We start from the raw sequence: 16,475 nt of genomic DNA on the forward strand, positions 1-16,475 counted from the left end.
ATTGCCGCGCCACGCGTGTTACGTGAGGCGCAGCGGTTCGATCATCAGTTTTTCCTGTTCCAACCGGATCTGCACCGACTTGCCGAGTACGTCGGCCGGCAGCGGGTTCTCGGTGGTCCGATAGATACCCGCGATCGAGATCAGCTCCGGTTCGAGACACGTGCAGAAGATGCGCGCGTCGTGATTGCCGTGCACGCCCGCGAGAGCGCGGCCGCGCAACGGCGCGTAGATGTGGATGTTGCCTTCCGCGATGACCTCGGCGCCGTAACTGACCGGGCCGAGCACCACGAGATCTCCCTTCGCGTAAATCTGTTGTCCTGAACGCAGCGGCTTGTCGATGACGAGCGTCGCCGATTGCGGCGCGGCGGCGGGCGCGGCGCTCGCCGACTGCGCGGGCGCCTCGACGCCGGACGGGCCGGCTTCGGCGAAGAGCGCGGCCTGCCCGGCGGCCGGCGCGTCCTGCTCCGCCGGCTGCGCGGGCGCGTCGTCCGCCGCCTTCGGCGCCGACGCGCGCCGGTCGCGCGCCTCGAGAAGCGGCAAGTCCCCGCCCGCCGCCCATGCGTGCTGGCCGGGCTGCGCGACCACGCCGATCGTCCGCATCCGCACGTCGTTCAGCATCCGGCGAATTTCGTCGAGCGGGACGCGTTCGTTGTCCGCGAGCCGCCGCACGTCGATCGCGACGACGTCGTCCGCAAAAAATTCGGGTGTCGCTTCGAAACGCTTGACCAACTCGGCGCGCAACGCATCGAGGTCGGCGGTTTTCACGATGAACAGCAACGTGTCGACCGAACCGCTGCGCAGTTCGAAGAATGGCGATTTTTTAAGCGACATGGACGTCCTGCAAAAAAATTTTGCGTATTTTACAGGCGTCCACGCCGGGGGCCATCATTTTCGGGCGCGCCGGGCGCCCGCGCGGCGCGGCGCCCGCCCGCGACGCCCGGTCCGGGCGCGGCAAGGAGGGAACGGGATCGGTTCGCACGCCGCTTACGCGTGCTCGCGCCAGACAAACAGCGATTTCATCGCGCCGGGCACGCGGGTGATAGGCGCCCGCTCGCCGGTGTCGGCGAAGCCGACGTGCTCGTAGAAACGGATCGCGCTGCGGTTCTGGTCGGCGATCCACGCGCAGATCTCGACGGCGCCGCGCGACGCGAGCCACGAGCGCGCCGTGTCGACGAGCAGCACGCCGCCGCGCAGGTGACGCACCGCGTGCGCGACCCACAGCTCGCTCACGAACGCGCGACGCGCGGGCGTGCTGTCGAAATACGCGCCGATCATGCCGGCCGGATGGCCTTCGGTGTACAACACGAACGTGGTCGATTCGTCGGACGTCGCGCGCTGCTGCGCGATCGCCGCCGCTCTCGCGGCGTCGACGGCCAGCTCGGCTTCCGGCGTCTCGCCGCTCGCATAGGGCTCGCGCAGCGAGGCGGCGCGCAGTTCGCGATACACGCCGCCTTGATCCGCGGCAATACGACGAACAGTCAAGGTCGAACTCATGCAGGCACAGCCCCCTTCGGACAGCAAGCCGTTAGCTTCAACCGAAAGCGGGGCATGAGTCAAATCGTAATTTTCGAATGGCTGCGAAATGTCGTCGATAAGCACGATATCGCGCGCAATTTCGCGCTTATGCGGCAGCGCAGCAATATGCGATGAACCGATCTGCCGGCTGTCGCGTCGCACGGGCGCGGACGTCGCCTCACCGGTCCGCCGACACGAGGGCGACCATGCGCACGGCCGCGCACGTCCGCGCCGAATGCCCGAACCGGCGAGCCGTGTCGGTAACGGCAACGCCGCGCTCATCGGCGGGCCGACGCGGAACGAAACGACGCGCATCCGTCCGGGCCCGAAGCGCCCTGCCCCATGGATGCAGGGGCATCGAGCGGCTGCGGCACGGAAATCCGGTGGTTCCCGAAGGCGCAAAGCCGCGTAGCGTATGAAAAAGCCCGCAACGTCGCGGGCTTTCCACTTGCAACGCAGGAGGCCGCGTGCGCAGTCGGCTTGCGGCGGGCCGGTTTCCGCCCGGAACCAACAGCTGCGGCGCACGGGCGAACCGCCACCTCGCGTTGCGTCGGGCGCACGCCCCGCCCTATTGGGCGCTAAAGGGCATCGTTCCCAACGAGGACAGCACGTACGTGCCGTCTGCGTTCAGATATGAGCGAACGCCGTTCAGCAAAATCTGCCCTTGCTGAGTCATGACGCCGCTCCACGTGTCCTGAATGCAATAAGGCCAGTTGGCAGGCCGAATATTCGCGATGAACGCGATGCTGTTGGGCGTGGTCACGTTGCCCACGTAGTTCCAGATTCCGGCGAGCACGCCGAAGGTCTGCTGCCCCTGCGGCGTGTATTTCGAAACGTAGCTTCCGCCGAATGTCCCGTTCCCTTCGTTTGCGTTGGCGATCGTCAACGTGAAAGCGCCGTCCTGGGATTTATAAGTTCCATTGATGTTCATGTGATTCTCCTTTTACCGAGTACACGTACATTTAGAACCTCTGGTGAGGGCGACAAGCGTCGGCCAGTCGCATCGCCGGCGCATCGCCCTCTCTTCTCATTGGGCTCGCAATCGAATTGGCGGTGCAACTACCAGAAATGATAGGGAGACCGAAAGTCGCCCCTGCATCATCGCTCTGTCGCATGGAAAACTCGTGGCGCCGGCGCGGTGCAAAGCCGGGCGCTTCGTCGACGCGCGACGTTACAACGACGACGGCAAAGCCGCGGGCGCATGAGGTTACTGAGCAAGCGAATCACGACTCCGCGTTCCGGTTTGCGCTGAGTCTCTTGGGTGGATGCGTCGGGGGCTCGCGCCTCGTCGGCGCGGGCCGCGTCGGCGATGATTCGAACGTGACACGGCTGCTTGCGGGTAGGTTCGAAGCCGCGATTGCGGCATTGAATCGCGATTCGCGACTCAAGGTTGTGACTTCGCCGAATCTGCGCGTGCGATCGAGGCAGGTATGCGTTGACATGTTGAAACGTCGAGCAATCGGCGCCGATCGTGGTGCCGCGCCGTATCCCGGCGCGACGGCGCGCGCCGGCATGGAGCCTGAAGTATCGGAATGAAGACGCGATCTTCCCGGTTCAGCCAACCGCTCAGGCGAGCATGATCGGCTTGACTGTGACAAAGGAGATAAACGATTTCGTGCGCACGACGACCGGCGTCAGTAATTCGCCGACGAAGAACACGCGCGAGTTCGAATCGTCGCTCAGCGTGAAGGATGGCGACGCGGTACTCATCGGCGGGGGAACTGGTGTCGATGCGCCCGGCCAGGCTCTCAAAATCCCACGCCGCGTTCCTGCATCCCATCGATGCTGCTCAGCATGTGTTTGACCGCGCAATGCGGTCGAGCTGGTAGACGGCTAGCGTGTCGCCGCGCTTGAGATTTCTGGGGAGCGTGTCTGGAACGGGTCGTCGCAGCGTTGCGCGGAGCCGTTTTTCTTGTGGAATGCGTCGACGCCGGTCTTCGCCGACGCTTCGATCCGCGCACGCGTTTCCTGTTCTTGAGCGGAAACTCCGGCGTAATCGATGCTCGTATGGCATAAAAAAACGCCGGATTCTTCCATAGAATCCGGCGCTTCCTTAAGAGCAATCCGAGATTGCTCTCTCATCTGGCGGAAAGGGTGGGATTCGAACCCACGATACGGTATAACCGTATACCGGATTTCGAGTCCGGCGCATTCGACCTCTCTGCCACCTTTCCTTTTTTCGCTCACCGGTAGGTCGTCCCGGCGAAGCGAAGATTATAGAACACCCTTTTGCCGACTTCCAAGTTTTTTCTCAAATATTTTTCGAAGCCGCTCGGAAGCCCGCTCAGGCCGCGTTCGACGGCGCATCGATCCGCTCGACGCCGCCCATGTACGGCCGCAACGCGACCGGCACCGTCACCGAGCCGTCGGCGTTCTGGTAATTCTCCAGCACCGCGACAAGCGTGCGGCCGACCGCGAGACCCGAGCCGTTCAGCGTGTGCACGAGTTCCGGCTTGCCCTGCGCGTTGCGGAACCGCGCCTGCATCCGGCGCGCCTGAAACGATTCGGTGTTCGAGCAGCTCGAAATCTCGCGATACGTGTTCTGCGCCGGCAGCCACACTTCGAGGTCGAACGTCTTCGCCGCCGCAAAGCCCATGTCGCCCGTGCACAGCGTGATCACGCGGTACGGCAGCTCGAGCTTCTGCAGGATCGCCTCCGCATGGCCGACCATCTCGTCGAGCGCCGCGTACGACGCCTCCGGCGCGACGATCTGCACCATCTCGACCTTGTCGAACTGGTGCTGACGGATCATCCCGCGCGTGTCGCGGCCGTACGAGCCCGCCTCCGAGCGAAAGCATGGCGAATGCGCGGTCAGCTTGATCGGCAGCGCGGACGCCTCGGCGATCGAATCGCGCACGGTGTTCGTCAGCGAGATCTCGGACGTCGAGATCAGGTATTGCGTGACGGTATTCTCCGCGCCGCCCTTCTCGACGCGGAACATGTCGTCGGCGAACTTCGGCAACTGGCCCGTGCCGTACAGCACGTCGGGATTGACGATGTACGGCGTGTACATTTCGCTGTAGCCGTGCTGCTGCGTGTGCGTGTCGAGCATGAACTGCGCGAGCGCGCGATGCAGCCGTGCGATCGGACCGCGCAGCACCGTGAAGCGCGCGCCCGACAGCTTCGCGCCCGTTTCGAAATCGAGGCCGAGCGGCGCGCCGACGTCGACGTGGTCCTTCACGTCGAAATCGAACTGGCGCGGCGTGCCCCAACGGCGCACTTCGACGTTCTCCGTTTCGTCGCGGCCGACCGGCACGCTTTCGTGCGGCAGGTTCGGCATCTGCAGCATCAGATCGGACACACGTGCCTGAATCTCGTCGAGCTTCACCGCCGACGCCTTCATCTCGTCACCGATGCCGCCCACTTCGGCCATCACCGCCGACGTGTCCTCGCCCCGCCCCTTCATCGCGCCGATCTGCTTCGAGAGGCTGTTGCGGCGCGCCTGCAGCTCTTCGGTGCGGGTCTGGATCGCGCGGCGCTCCGATTCGAGCGCGGAGAACGCGGCGACGTCGAGGGTGTAGCCGCGATCGGCTAGGCGCTTCGCGACGCCGTCGAGGTCTTTGCGCAGCAACTGGATGTCGAGCATGGGAGGACAGGAGAATCGTTGTGTAAGAGGAGAATTCTAACGCACCGCGCGACCGCCACGGCGTCGGCCGGACGGCCGGCGTCGCAAACGGACCGCTGTTCGTGGCAGTATCGCGTTTCAGGCATGCGTGCCGCGCGCCGCGAAGCCGCTTTGCATGGGACCGGATTGCGAAGCATGGGACCGGAGCGAGCGCTGGCGCGCGAACCCCGGTCGACCGCGGTGCATGGGACCTGAACAAGCGCTAAAGCGCTAACTCTGGTCGACCGCGGCGCATGGGACCCGAGTAAGCGCTAAAGCGCTAACTCTCGTCGACTGCGGTGCATGGGACCAGAGTAAGCGCTAAAGCGCTAACTCTGGTCGACACGGAGAAACGATGGGCATCGAACTGGACAAGGACGTGCGCGACCGCGCGATCGCGTCGCTGCAACGCTATTTCACCGAAAACATGGAGGAGCCGATCGGCAACATCCAGGCCGGCGCGCTGCTGCATTTCTTCGTCCAGGAAATCGGGCCCGCGATCTACAACCTCGCAGTCGCCGACGCGCAATCGAGCCTGCAAGCGCGCGTCGCCGAGCTCGACATCGACTGCCATCACGAGCCGTTCGACTACTGGAAGAAGCAGCCCGCGCGCAAGCGCTGAACGGGCAGCCGGCCGCGGCCGCCGCTAATCCTTCTTGCCGGCGTCGCGATCCAGCTCGCGCAGCCACGCGAGCTTGTCCGCGATCTTCGTTTCAAGCCCCCGCGGCACCGGCTTGTACCAGCGCGGCTCGCGCATCCCGTCCGGCAAATAAGTCTCGCCCGCGGCATACGCGTTCGGCTCGTCGTGCGCATAGCGGTACGCGTGGCCGTAGCCGAGCTCCTTCATCAGCTTCGTCGGCGCGTTGCGCAGATGCACCGGCACCTCGCGCGACTTGTCCTGACGCACGAACGCCATCGCCTCGTTGTACGCGTTGTAGCCGGCGTTGCTCTTCGCCGCGCACGCAAGGTAGAGCACGGCTTGCGCGAGCGCGAGCTCGCCTTCCGGCGAGCCGAGCCGCTCGTACGTCCCGGCCGCGTCGTTCGCGATCTGCATCGCGCGCGGATCGGCCAAGCCGATGTCCTCCCACGCCATCCGCACGATCCGCCGCGCGAGGTATTTCGGATCGGCGCCGCCGTCGAGCATCCGGCAGAACCAGTACAGCGCGCCGTCCGGGCTCGAGCCGCGCACCGACTTGTGCAGCGCGGAGATCTGATCGTAAAAGTTGTCGCCGCCCTTGTCGAAGCGGCGCGCATTCATCGTCATCGCGCTCTCGACGAACGCCGCGTCGATCGTCGTCACGCCCGCGGACGTTGCCGCCGTCTGCGCCTGCTCGAGCAGGTTCAGGAAGCGCCGTGCGTCGCCGTCCGCGTAGCCGACCAGCGTGTCGACCGCCTTGTCGTCGAACGCGAGCCCTTCGAGCGCCGCGTCCTGCGCGCGCTTGAGCAACTGGCGCAGTTCGTCTTCCGTCAGCGACTTCAGCACGTACACCTGCGCGCGCGACAAGAGCGCCGAGTTCACCTCGAAGCTCGGATTCTCGGTGGTCGCGCCGATGAACGTGACGAGCCCCGATTCGACGAACGGCAGCAGCGCGTCCTGCTGCGCCTTGTTGAAGCGGTGGATCTCGTCGACGAACAGGATCGTGTGGCGGCCGGTGCGGTTCAGCATGTCGCGCGCCTGCTCCATCGCCTCGCGAATGTCCTTCACGCCGCCCAGCACGGCGGACAGCGCGATGAACTCGCAGTCGAACGCGAGCGCGGTCAGGCGCGCGAGCGTCGTCTTGCCGACGCCGGGCGGCCCCCAGAGAATCATCGAATGCGGCTTGCCCGATTCGAACGCGAGCCTGAGCGGCTTGCCTTCGCCGAGAAGATGCGTCTGGCCGATCACGTCGGCGAGCGTCTTCGGGCGCAGCGCCTCGGCGAGCGGCCGGCGCGGTTCGACTGCAAACAGGTCGGACATGGACCTTGGCTCCCACGAAAAACGATGGCGGCAAGCGTTCGCCGCCGGACCGGACATTATGACAGCCGCGCCGCCCGCTGCCACGGCGGGCCGGGCAGCGGCGCGGCGGCTAGGCGCGCGAGGCAGCGACGCGACGTGGCGCGCGCCCAAACGAACCGGGCCCGCCATCGCTGGCGGGCCCGGTCGTCGGTCGATGCGCCCCGGCCGCGCTCAGCCGGTGACGACGTCCGCGCCCTTCGGCACGACGAACTTGAACTGGTCGGCCTTCAGCGGCGGATTCGTCTGAATGTTCGAGAACGTGAGCAGCGTCACGTTGCCGAACACGTCGTGCAGTTCCATCGCGGCGAGCACGCCGTTCCTGAAGCCGATGCCGATCCGCTGGAACTGCGTGTCCTGCGCCTTCGGCACCATCTCGAGCCAGTCGATCCCGCCCTTCTCGCCCGCGTCGCGCAGCGTGTAGTTCTTCTCGAGATCGTTGCTGCCGAACAGGATCGCGGCGGGGCTCGCGCCGAGCGCGCCCGCCAACTTGCGCTCGGTGACCTGGTTCAGATCCTTGTCGTACACGTAGAGCTTGTCGCCGTCGGCCTGCAGCACCTGCTGGTACGGCTTCTGATACGTCCAGATGAACTTGCCGGGCCGCGAGAACACGAAGCTGCCGCTCGAGTTGTCGGTCGGCTTCACGGTCGGCACCGCGCCGCTCGCCGCCTTCGACGGCGCCTTGACGATCTGCTGCGTGAAATCGCCCTTCGCCGCGTGCACCTTCGCGACGAACGCCTTCAACTGCTCGGTGCCGCTCGCGAACGCGTGCGACGCGACGAGCGCGAGCGCCGCACCCGCGAGCGCGGCGCGCAGCGTGCGCGCGAACGTGCGCTTCGGCGCGACGCGAAAAGCGGGGTGAACTGCCAACGACTGATGCTGCATGTTAAGGTTTTCTCCGTAGACGGCCGGCGTGCGTTCGACCGACGGCGCCGGCGCGAATTCAATCTGCATCGCGCGCGGGCATGAGGATTTCGCGATTCCCGCTCGACGACATCGCCGACACGAGCCCGGACTGCTCCATCTGCTCGAGCAGGCGCGCCGCGCGGTTGTAGCCGATCCGCAGATGGCGCTGCACGAGCGAGATCGACGCGCGCCGGTTCTTGATGACGACCTCGACCGCCTGGTCGTACAACGGATCAGACTCGCCGTTCGCATCGCCCGTTCCCGCGCCCGAGCCTTCGTCGCCGTCCGCCGTGCCGCCTTCGAGGAGCCCCTCGACGTAATTCGGCTCGCCGTGCTCCTTCAGCTTCTCGACGACGCGATGCACCTCGTCGTCCGACACGAACGCGCCGTGCACGCGCACGGGCAGCCCGGTGCCGGGCGGCAGGTACAGCATGTCGCCCTGGCCGAGCAGCGACTCCGCGCCCATCTGGTCGAGAATCGTGCGCGAATCGATCTTCGACGACACCTGGAACGCGATCCGCGTCGGCACGTTCGCCTTGATGAGGCCCGTGATCACGTCGACCGACGGGCGCTGCGTCGCGAGGATCAGGTGAATGCCCGCCGCGCGCGCCTTCTGCGCGATCCGCGCGATCAACTCCTCGACCTTCTTGCCGACGACCATCATCAGATCGGCCAGCTCGTCGATCACGACGACGATGTTCGGCAGCCGGCCGAGCGGCTCCGGATCGTCCGGCGTCAGGCTGAACGGATTCGGGATCTTCTCCTCGCGCTTCTTCGCGTCTTCGATCTTGTTGTTGTAGCCCGCGAGATTGCGCACGCCGAGCTTGCTCATCAGCTTGTAGCGGCGCTCCATCTCGGCGACCGTCCAGTTGAGCGCGTGGCCCGCCTGGCGCATGTCGGTGACGACCGGGCACAGCAGATGCGGAATGCCTTCGTAGACGCTCATTTCGAGCATCTTCGGATCGATCAGGATGACGCGCACCTGCTCGGCGCTCGCCTTGTAGAGCAGCGACAGGATCATCGCGTTGATCCCAACCGATTTGCCCGAGCCCGTCGTGCCGGCCACGAGCAGGTGCGGCATTTTTGCCAGGTCCGCGCAAACCGGCTTGCCGCCGATGTCCTTGCCGAGGCCGAGCGTGAGCATCGACGGCGCGTCCGCGTAGACTTCCGAGCCGAGGATCTCTGACAGGCGCACGGTCTGCCGGCGCTGGTTCGGCAGCTCGAGCGCCATGTAGTTCTTGCCGGGGATCGTCTCGACGACGCGAATCGACACGAGCGACAGCGCGCGCGCGAGATCCTTCGACAGATTGACGATCTGGCTGCCCTTCACGCCCGTCGCGGGCTCGATCTCGTAGCGCGTGACGACGGGGCCCGGGTACGCGGCGACGACGCTCACCTCGACGCCGAAATCCTTCAGCTTCTTCTCGATCAGGCGCGACGTGAATTCGAGCGTGTCGGCGGAGATCGTCTCCTGCGACGTCGGCGCGGGATCGAGCAGCGAGATCGCGGGCAGCGTCGAGTCGCCCGGCAGATCGGTGAAGAGCGGCTGCTGACGCTCCTTCTCCGCGCGCTCGGACTTCGCCGGCGTGACGACGGGCGGCACGATCGTGACGGGCTCGTGCTCCTCGATGCGCACGCGCTCCTCCTCGACCTTGCCTTCGCGCTTGACGGCCGCGGCCTCGCCGAGCCTGCGGTCGCGCTCGGCCTCGCGGCGCAGCTTCGCGAGCGTGAACGCGTTGATGATCGCATCGCCGACGCGCTCGGCGACCGACAGCCAGGAAAAACGGAAATACAGCGACAGCCCGATCGCGAGCGCGATCAGCAGCGCGAGCGTGCCGCCCGTGAAGCCGAACGCGTGCGACACGCCGCGCGCGAGCGCCTCGCCGACGACGCCGCCCGGCGCGCGCGGCAGTTGCACTTTCAGCGACCACATCCGCAGCGCCTCGATGCCGTCGCTCGCGAGCAGCACGAGAACGAACGCGAAGCCCTCGGCGAGCCAGCCCGCCGGCCGTGCCGGCTCGTCCGGCAGCGTGTCGTGGCGGGTGATCCGCCGATAATTCGCGGCGACGCGCCGCCCGAGCAGCACGATGAGCCAATACGCGGAGAGGCCGAAGAGCAGCAGCATGATGTCGGCCGTCCACGCGCCGACCCTCCCTGCCCAATTCGCGATGTGGTCGACCTGCGCGGCGTGGGTCCAGCTCGGGTCGCGCCGGCTGTAGCTCAGGAGCGCCATCAGCAGGAACGCGAGCAGCGCGACCTGGAGAATCCAGCGGATCTCGGTCAGTAGGCGCGACATGCGATGCGGCAGCGCTTGGGCCTGAGCGGTGTAAGGTGCTTTTGCCATGAATCCGTCAAGAGGGCGATGAGGCGGCCTGCGCGCGGCAGGACGGCCGATCGTTCGATCCGATCTATTGTAAACGCTGCGCCGCCGCGCCAAGTGTAAATGACGGTAACGCCCCGCCGACTCGCGCCGGGAATGTGCACGCGTTACCACAGTTGGCGCCGCGCGAAGCTATCGCGTCGATTGAAAAGTCCATTCGGCAGCGCAGCAGACAGCCCTTTATAATGCGAGCTTTGCACCCATCTGCGACGGTATCCCGCTCGCAACGGGCCGCCCGGCAGCGTCATCCGCCCGGCCGGCCGCTTTTTACGGATCCTGCACATGTCCACGCCCAAACACGCGAAAGTCCTGATTCTCGGTTCCGGCCCCGCCGGCTACACGGCGGCCGTCTACGCGGCCCGCGCGAACCTGTCGCCCCTCCTGATCACGGGCATCGCGCAAGGCGGCCAGTTGATGACGACGACCGACGTCGAAAACTGGCCGGCCGATCCGGACGGCGTGCAGGGCCCCGAGCTGATGCAGCGCTTTCTCGCGCACGCGGAGCGCTTCAACACCGAAATCGTGTTCGACCACATCCACACCGCGAAGCTGCACGAGAAGCCGATCCGCCTCGTCGGCGACGCGGGCGAATACACGTGCGACGCGCTCGTCATCTCGACGGGCGCATCCGCGCAGTATCTCGGCCTGGCGTCGGAAGAAGCGTTCATGGGCAAGGGCGTATCGGCCTGCGCGACCTGCGACGGCTTCTTCTATCGCGGCCAGAACGTCGCGGTCGTCGGCGGCGGCAACACGGCCGTCGAGGAAGCGCTCTACCTGACGGGCATCGCGAAGAAGGTCACGGTGATCCACCGCCGCGACAAGTTCCGCGCGGAGCCGATCCTCGTCGACCGCCTGCTGGAGAAGGAGAAGGAAGGCGTCGTCGAGATCAAGTGGGACCACGTGCTCGACGAAGTGACGGGCGACGATTCCGGCGTGTCGGGCGTGCGCGTCAAGCACGTGAAGACGGGCGCGACCGAGGATGTCGCGGTGCAGGGCCTCTTCGTCGCGATCGGCCACAAGCCGAACACCGACATCTTCAAGGGCCAGCTCGAGATGAAGGACGGCTACATCATCACGAACAGCGGCCTGTCGGGCAACGCGACGGGTACGAGCGTGCCGGGCGTGTTCGCGGCGGGCGACGTGCAGGACCACATCTACCGCCAGGCGATCACGAGCGCGGGCACGGGCTGCATGGCGGCGCTCGACGCGCAGCGCTATCTCGAAAGCCTGCACGACCGCAAGTAAGCGCGCCGCGCGGGCGCTACAATGGCGTCTCGCCGCGCGCCGCCTGCCGGGTCCGACACACCGCAGCCGCTGTGCATCGCGCAGCGGCTTTTTCTTTTTCATGTCCGTCGGGCGAATCCGCAGCGTCGGCGCGCCCGCCCTTCCCCGCATTCGATTCATCATGGCGAAGAACCAGCCTCACCCGAGCGACCCCGCGAAGCGGCAAGCCGCCGCACGGGCGGTCGAACCGGCGCCCGCGCCCGCGAGCCCGCCACCGTCGCCCGCCGCGCTGCGCGGCCAGGGCCTCACCGGGCTCGGCGCGCTGCGCGCGTCGCTCGCCGGCGAATCCGAGCGCCGCGCGCGCGAAGCGGCGCAGGCGAAGCAGGCGGCCCGCCAGGCCAACGCCGACGCCGATCTGTTTCGCCGCGAGATCGGCGAGATCAAGCCGCTCGCCGCGCCGCCGCGCGCCGCGAGCGGCCGTCCGGTGCCCGAGCCCGTGCCGAAGCACACGCAGCAGGACGAGGAGGCGGTGCTGTCCGAGACTTTGTCCGACGAATTCGATCCCGAGACGCTGCTCGACACCGACGAGACGCTGTACTACCACCGCCCCGGCGTGAGCCAAGACGTCGTGCGCAAGCTCAGAAGCGGCGCATGGATCGTCCAGGCGCAGCTCGACCTGCACGGGATGCGGCGCGACGAGGCGCGCGAGGCGCTCGCCGAATTCATCCGCGACGCGGGCAAGAAAGGCCTGCGCTGCGTGCGCGTGATTCACGGCAAGGGGCTCGGCTCGGTCGGCAAGGAGCCGGTGCTCAAGGGCAAGGTGCGCGCGTGGCTCGTGCAGAAGGACGAGGTGATCGCGTTCTGCCAGGCGCGCGGCCACGACGGCGGCGCGGGCGCCGTCCTCGTGCTATTGCAGCCGGCCTAAGCGCGAAACCAAGACGGGCGGCAGCGTGCATCCCAGGCTCGCGCTCGCGATCGCCGTCCTCGAGGCGATCGCGACGCTCGCGTTCGCGATCTCCGGCTTCGTCGAGGCGCGCAAGAACCGGCTCGACTCGGTCGGCACGTTCGTCGTCGCGCTCGCGACCGCGTTCGGCGGCGGCACGATGCGCGACGTGCTGCTCGAGCGGCGCCCGTTCTATTGGGTCGAGCACCAGGGCTACATGATCGCGATCTTCGGCCTGTCGCTCGCCGCGCCGCTCGTGCTCAGGATGGCGTCGCGGCTGTCCGCCGAGCGGCTGCTGCTCGTCGCTGACGCGGTCGGCCTCGGAATCTTCAGCATCTCCGGCACGTCGATCGCGCTCGACGCGCAGATGCCGTGGTTCGTCGCCGCGATGATGGGCGTGACGACGGGCGTGCTCGGCGGGATCATCCGCGACGTGCTGTGCAACGACATTCCGCTGATCCTGCGCGATTCGCGGCCGTACGCGACTTGCGCGTTCGCCGGCTGCTTGATCTACCTGCTGCTCGTGTGGCTGCAATTCGATTCCGTCTACAGCGTGCTCGCGGCGACGGCCTTCATCCTCGTCGCGCGGCTCGTCACGTACAAGCTCGACATCCGGCTGCCGCACTAGCGGCGCTCGCTGCGCTCGCGGCATGCGACGCAGGCGAAAAAAAGGCGGCCCGTGCCGGCACGTCCGCCCTTCTCTTCCCCGCTCCCTTGCCGTCTCACCGCCGTTCGGGTTTCGCCCGCGATCGGCGCGGCGATCGAGCCGCGCACGCGTCGCGCGTGCGGCGCCGTCATCCGACGCCGCAGCCCGCGCGCGCGGAATCACGCGATCCGCGCCTCCGTCGACGGATCGAACAACACCGCCTTCGACACGTCGAACAACAGCGACAGCTTCTGCTGCGGCCTCGGATCGGCGGCCGGGTGCACGCGGCTCACGATCCGCTTGCCGTTGACCTGCGCGAACACGTGCGTGTCGGGGCCCGTCGGCTCGGTCACGTCGACGGTCACATCGACGGGCTGCAGGCGCGAACTCTCGCCGTTGTGCGCGCTCCGCGCATCGGTGATGCGCTCCGGCCGCAGGCCGAGGATCACGTCGCGGCCGACGTGCCCGTTCATCCGCTTCGCGTCGAACGGCAGGTTCAGCACGCCGCGCATCGCGCCCGTGTCGAGCTCGATGCCCACGCCGCTGCCCTGCTCGACGAGCTTGCCGTTGATGAAGTTCATCGGCGGCGCGCCGATGAAACCCGCGACGAACAGGTTCGACGGCGAATCGTAGATGTCCTGCGGCGCGCCGAACTGCTGGACGACGCCGTCCTTCATCACCGCGATCCGGTCGCCCAGCGTCATCGCCTCGATCTGGTCGTGCGTCACGTAGACGATCGTCGTGCCGAGGCGCTGATGCAGCAGCTTGATCTCGGCGCGCATCTCGATGCGCAGCTTCGCGTCGAGGTTGGAGAGCGGCTCGTCGAACAGGAACAGCGCCGGATCGCGCGCGAGCGCGCGGCCCATCGCGACGCGCTGCCGCTGGCCGCCCGACAGTTGCCCCGGCTTGCGATCGAGCAGGTGCTCGATCTGCAGCATCGCGGCGACGCGATCGACAATCTGCTTCTGCTCGCCCTTCGGCACCTTGCGGATGTTCAGGCCGAACGAGATGTTCTCGCGCACCGTCATCGACGGATAGAGCGCGTACGACTGGAACACCATCGCGATGTCGCGATCCTTCGGCGACAGGTCGTTGACGACCTTCTCGCCGATCCGGATCTCGCCCTTCGTCACGGTCTCGAGGCCCGCGATCATGTTGAGGAGCGTCGATTTCCCGCAGCCCGAACCGCCGACGAGAATCAGGAACTGGCCGTCCTCGATGTCGATGTCGACGCCCTTCAGGACAGGCACGCCGTTCGGGTAGGTCTTGTACACGTCGCGGATGGAAAGGCTTGCCATGCTGTGAATCCTCTGTCTTCAGTGCGGCGCGCGTGCGCCGCGTCGTGTCTCGTATGTCTCGTATCGTTGCGCCGCGCGCGGCGCCCGCCCGTTCGCGTCGTTCGTGCCGAGCTCAGCCCTTCACCGCGCCCGCCGTCAGGCCGCGCACGAAGTAACGCCCGGCGATCACGTAGACGACGAGCGTCGGCAGCGCGGCGATGATCGCGCCCGCCATGTCGACGTTGTACTCCTTCACGCCCGTCGACGTGTTGACGAGGTTGTTCAGCGCGACCGTGATCGGCATCGAATCGACGCCGGAAAACACGATCCCGAACAGGAAGTCGTTCCAGATCTGCGTGAACTGCCAGATCAGGCACACCATGAAGATCGGCAGCGACACCGGCAGCAGGATCTTCGTGAAGATCGTGAAGAAGCCCGCGCCGTCGATGCGCGCCGCCTTCACGAGTTCCGCCGGCACGCTCACGTAGAAGTTGCGGAAGAACATCGTCGTGAACGCGATCCCGTACACGACGTGCACGAACACGAGGCCCGCAATCGTGTTGGCCATTCCGAAGAAGCCCTGCACGCGCGCCATCGGCAGCAGGATCACCTGGAACGGGATGAAGCAGCCGACGAGCAGCATCGTGAAGAGCGCATCCGCGCCGCGAAAGCGCCAGTGCGTGAGCACGTAGCCGTTGAACGCGCCGATCAGCGACGAGATCAGCACCGCCGGAATCACCATCTTGATCGAGTTGAAGAAGAACGGCTTCATCCCGTCGCAGCGCACGCCGGTGCACGCCTCGCTCCACGCCTTCGCCCACGGCGCGACCGTCCAGTTCGACGGCGGCGTCAGCAGGTTGCCCGTGCGCAACTGGTCGAGATCCTTGAACGACGTCGACAGCATCACGTAGATCGGGAACAGGAAGTACAACGCGAACAGGATCAACGCCGCGTAAATGACTGCCCGACTGAGGGTCATCTTAGGCTGCATTGCGGGTGCTCCTCGATTCCAGATACATGAGCGGCACGAGCACCGCGACGACGGTGGCGAGCATCATCACCGACGACGCCGCGCCGACGCCGAGTTGCCCGCGGTTGAACGAATACGTGTACATGAACATCGCGGGCAGCGACGACGACGTGCCCGGCCCGCCCGCCGTCAGCGCGACGACGAGGTCGAAGGTCTTGATCGTGATGTGGCAGAGGATCAGCAGCACCGAGAAAAACACCGGGCGCATGCTCGGAATCACGATTCTGCGGTAGATCGTGGGCAGCGTCGCGCCGTCGACCTGCGCGGCCTTGAAGATTTCGCTGTCGACGCCGCGCAGGCCGGCGAGGAAGAGCGCCATCACGAAACCCGTCGACTGCCACACGGCCGCGATCACGACGCAGAAGATCGCCTTGTCCGGATCGTCGAGCCAGCCGAACGAGAAATTCGTCCAGCCCCAGTCGTGCATCACCTTCTCGAGGCCCAGGCCCGGATTCAGTATCCACTGCCAGGCCGTGCCCGTGACGATGAACGACAGCGCCATCGGATACAGGAACACCGCGCGCAGCGCGCCTTCGTTGCGGATCTTCTGGTCGAGCAGGATCGCGAGAAAGAGCCCGAGCACGACGCAGATCGCGACGAACGGGATGCCGAACCAGCCGAGATTCGCGGCCGACGTCCACCAGACGTCGTTCTGGAACAGGTCCGAATAGCGGCCGAAGCCGTCGAAATCGTAGTTCGGCAACAGCCGGGAATTCGTCAGCGACAGATAGCCGGTGACGACGATGAAGCCGTAGATGAAAACCAAGGCGATCGCGATGCTGGGCGCGAGCACCAGTTTCGGAATCCAGCGGTCGGCGAACGCCGACAGCGGCGACGTGCGGTGCGCGGCAGCCGCGCTGGTTCCGTTTCCGCTAAGAGGGGCAGCCACGTGTTTCGACTCCTGGGACGAGATCGCCGCGCGCGGGCACGAAGCCGGCGCGGGCGGCGGGTACGGCG

General features: G+C 66.5%; 17 protein-coding genes, 1 tRNA gene and 1 pseudogene. 6 read left to right on the plus strand and 13 right to left on the minus strand.

The window, feature by feature from the left end; all coding sequences use genetic code 11:
• Positions 1-18: 18 nt before the first annotated feature.
• A complete protein-coding gene (gene minC, locus X946_RS08170; protein WP_038745700.1) occupies positions 19-831 on the minus strand; it encodes a septum site-determining protein MinC in 813 nt (270 codons plus the stop codon).
• A gap of 153 nt (positions 832-984) precedes the next feature.
• Positions 985-1,521, minus strand: coding sequence for a GNAT family N-acetyltransferase (locus tag X946_RS08175; RefSeq protein WP_317135469.1), 537 nt, complete (start codon positions 1,519-1,521; stop codon positions 985-987).
• Here X946_RS08175 and X946_RS36655 point away from each other — a divergent pair.
• Positions 1,453-1,647: pseudogene (locus tag X946_RS36655) on the plus strand (hypothetical protein); the annotation flags it as partial. The gene X946_RS08175 and the pseudogene X946_RS36655 sit on opposite strands and share 69 nt — an antisense overlap.
• 436 nt (positions 1,648-2,083) lie before the next feature.
• Here the strand turns inward: X946_RS36655 and X946_RS08180 are convergent.
• A complete protein-coding gene (locus tag X946_RS08180; RefSeq protein ID WP_038745704.1) occupies positions 2,084-2,446 on the minus strand; it encodes a hypothetical protein in 363 nt (120 codons plus the stop codon).
• Between the two features lie 182 nt (positions 2,447-2,628).
• Here X946_RS08180 and X946_RS33465 point away from each other — a divergent pair, with 182 nt between their 5' ends.
• A complete protein-coding gene (locus tag X946_RS33465) occupies positions 2,629-3,051 on the plus strand; it encodes a hypothetical protein (RefSeq protein WP_152611655.1) in 423 nt (140 codons plus the stop codon).
• A 30-nt stretch (positions 3,052-3,081) separates the two neighbouring features.
• Here the strand turns inward: X946_RS33465 and X946_RS35035 are convergent, their stop codons facing one another.
• The 4 genes from X946_RS35035 to serS form a co-directional block, all read right to left on the minus strand.
• On the minus strand, positions 3,082-3,225 hold the full coding sequence (locus tag X946_RS35035) for a hypothetical protein (RefSeq protein ID WP_156440099.1): 144 nt from the start codon (positions 3,223-3,225) through the stop codon (positions 3,082-3,084).
• Positions 3,226-3,348: 123 nt separating this feature from the next.
• A complete protein-coding gene (locus X946_RS33470) occupies positions 3,349-3,552 on the minus strand; it encodes a hypothetical protein (RefSeq protein ID WP_152611656.1) in 204 nt (67 codons plus the stop codon).
• A gap of 46 nt (positions 3,553-3,598) precedes the next feature.
• Positions 3,599-3,689, minus strand: a tRNA-Ser gene (locus X946_RS08185).
• Positions 3,690-3,799: 110 nt separating this feature from the next.
• On the minus strand, positions 3,800-5,101 hold the full coding sequence (gene serS, locus X946_RS08190) for a serine--tRNA ligase (RefSeq protein WP_038745706.1): 1,302 nt from the start codon (positions 5,099-5,101) through the stop codon (positions 3,800-3,802).
• Between the two features lie 373 nt (positions 5,102-5,474).
• Here serS and X946_RS08195 point away from each other — a divergent pair, with 373 nt between their 5' ends.
• Positions 5,475-5,741, plus strand: a complete 267-nt coding sequence (locus X946_RS08195) for a DUF2164 domain-containing protein (RefSeq protein WP_038745708.1) — start codon at positions 5,475-5,477, stop codon at positions 5,739-5,741.
• Between the two features lie 24 nt (positions 5,742-5,765).
• Here the strand turns inward: X946_RS08195 and X946_RS08200 are convergent, their stop codons facing one another.
• From X946_RS08200 to X946_RS08210, 3 genes are all read right to left on the minus strand, one after another.
• A complete protein-coding gene (locus X946_RS08200; RefSeq protein WP_038745710.1) occupies positions 5,766-7,076 on the minus strand; it encodes a replication-associated recombination protein A in 1,311 nt (436 codons plus the stop codon).
• A gap of 210 nt (positions 7,077-7,286) precedes the next feature.
• Entirely contained in the window at positions 7,287-7,997 is a 711-nt protein-coding gene (lolA, locus tag X946_RS08205; protein WP_038745826.1) for an outer membrane lipoprotein chaperone LolA, read from the minus strand.
• A gap of 58 nt (positions 7,998-8,055) precedes the next feature.
• A complete protein-coding gene (locus X946_RS08210; protein ID WP_038745711.1) occupies positions 8,056-10,362 on the minus strand; it encodes a DNA translocase FtsK in 2,307 nt (768 codons plus the stop codon).
• Between the two features lie 318 nt (positions 10,363-10,680).
• Between X946_RS08210 and trxB the strand changes: the two genes are divergently transcribed.
• The 3 genes from trxB to X946_RS08225 all read left to right on the plus strand — a co-directional run bounded on the left by trxB (position 10,681) and on the right by X946_RS08225 (position 13,193).
• On the plus strand, positions 10,681-11,643 hold the full coding sequence (gene trxB, locus X946_RS08215) for a thioredoxin-disulfide reductase (RefSeq protein WP_038745713.1): 963 nt from the start codon (positions 10,681-10,683) through the stop codon (positions 11,641-11,643).
• 160 nt (positions 11,644-11,803) lie between these two features.
• Entirely contained in the window at positions 11,804-12,547 is a 744-nt protein-coding gene (locus X946_RS08220) for a Smr/MutS family protein (protein WP_038745715.1), read from the plus strand.
• 25 nt (positions 12,548-12,572) lie between these two features.
• Complete coding sequence (locus X946_RS08225; protein WP_038745717.1) at positions 12,573-13,193, plus strand: trimeric intracellular cation channel family protein; 621 nt, start codon at positions 12,573-12,575, stop codon at positions 13,191-13,193.
• A 197-nt stretch (positions 13,194-13,390) separates the two neighbouring features.
• On the opposite strand, the gene X946_RS08230 is transcribed toward X946_RS08225, so the two are convergent.
• From X946_RS08230 to X946_RS08240, 3 genes are all read right to left on the minus strand, one after another.
• Entirely contained in the window at positions 13,391-14,509 is a 1,119-nt protein-coding gene (locus X946_RS08230) for an ABC transporter ATP-binding protein (RefSeq protein WP_038745718.1), read from the minus strand.
• A gap of 112 nt (positions 14,510-14,621) precedes the next feature.
• Positions 14,622-15,479: a carbohydrate ABC transporter permease gene (locus tag X946_RS08235; protein WP_038745720.1), complete on the minus strand. Its 858-nt coding sequence runs from the start codon at positions 15,477-15,479 to the stop codon at positions 14,622-14,624.
• Positions 15,469-16,407 carry a carbohydrate ABC transporter permease gene (locus X946_RS08240; RefSeq protein WP_038745722.1) on the minus strand — a complete coding sequence of 313 codons (939 nt, stop codon included), beginning with the start codon at positions 16,405-16,407 and terminating at the stop codon, positions 15,469-15,471. The genes X946_RS08235 and X946_RS08240 overlap by 11 nt, the downstream gene beginning before the upstream one ends.
• Between the last annotated feature and the right edge of the window lie 68 nt (positions 16,408-16,475).

This window comes from Burkholderia sp. ABCPW 111, from assembly GCF_000773065.1.
Classification (GTDB): Bacteria; Pseudomonadota; Gammaproteobacteria; order Burkholderiales; family Burkholderiaceae; genus Burkholderia; species Burkholderia savannae.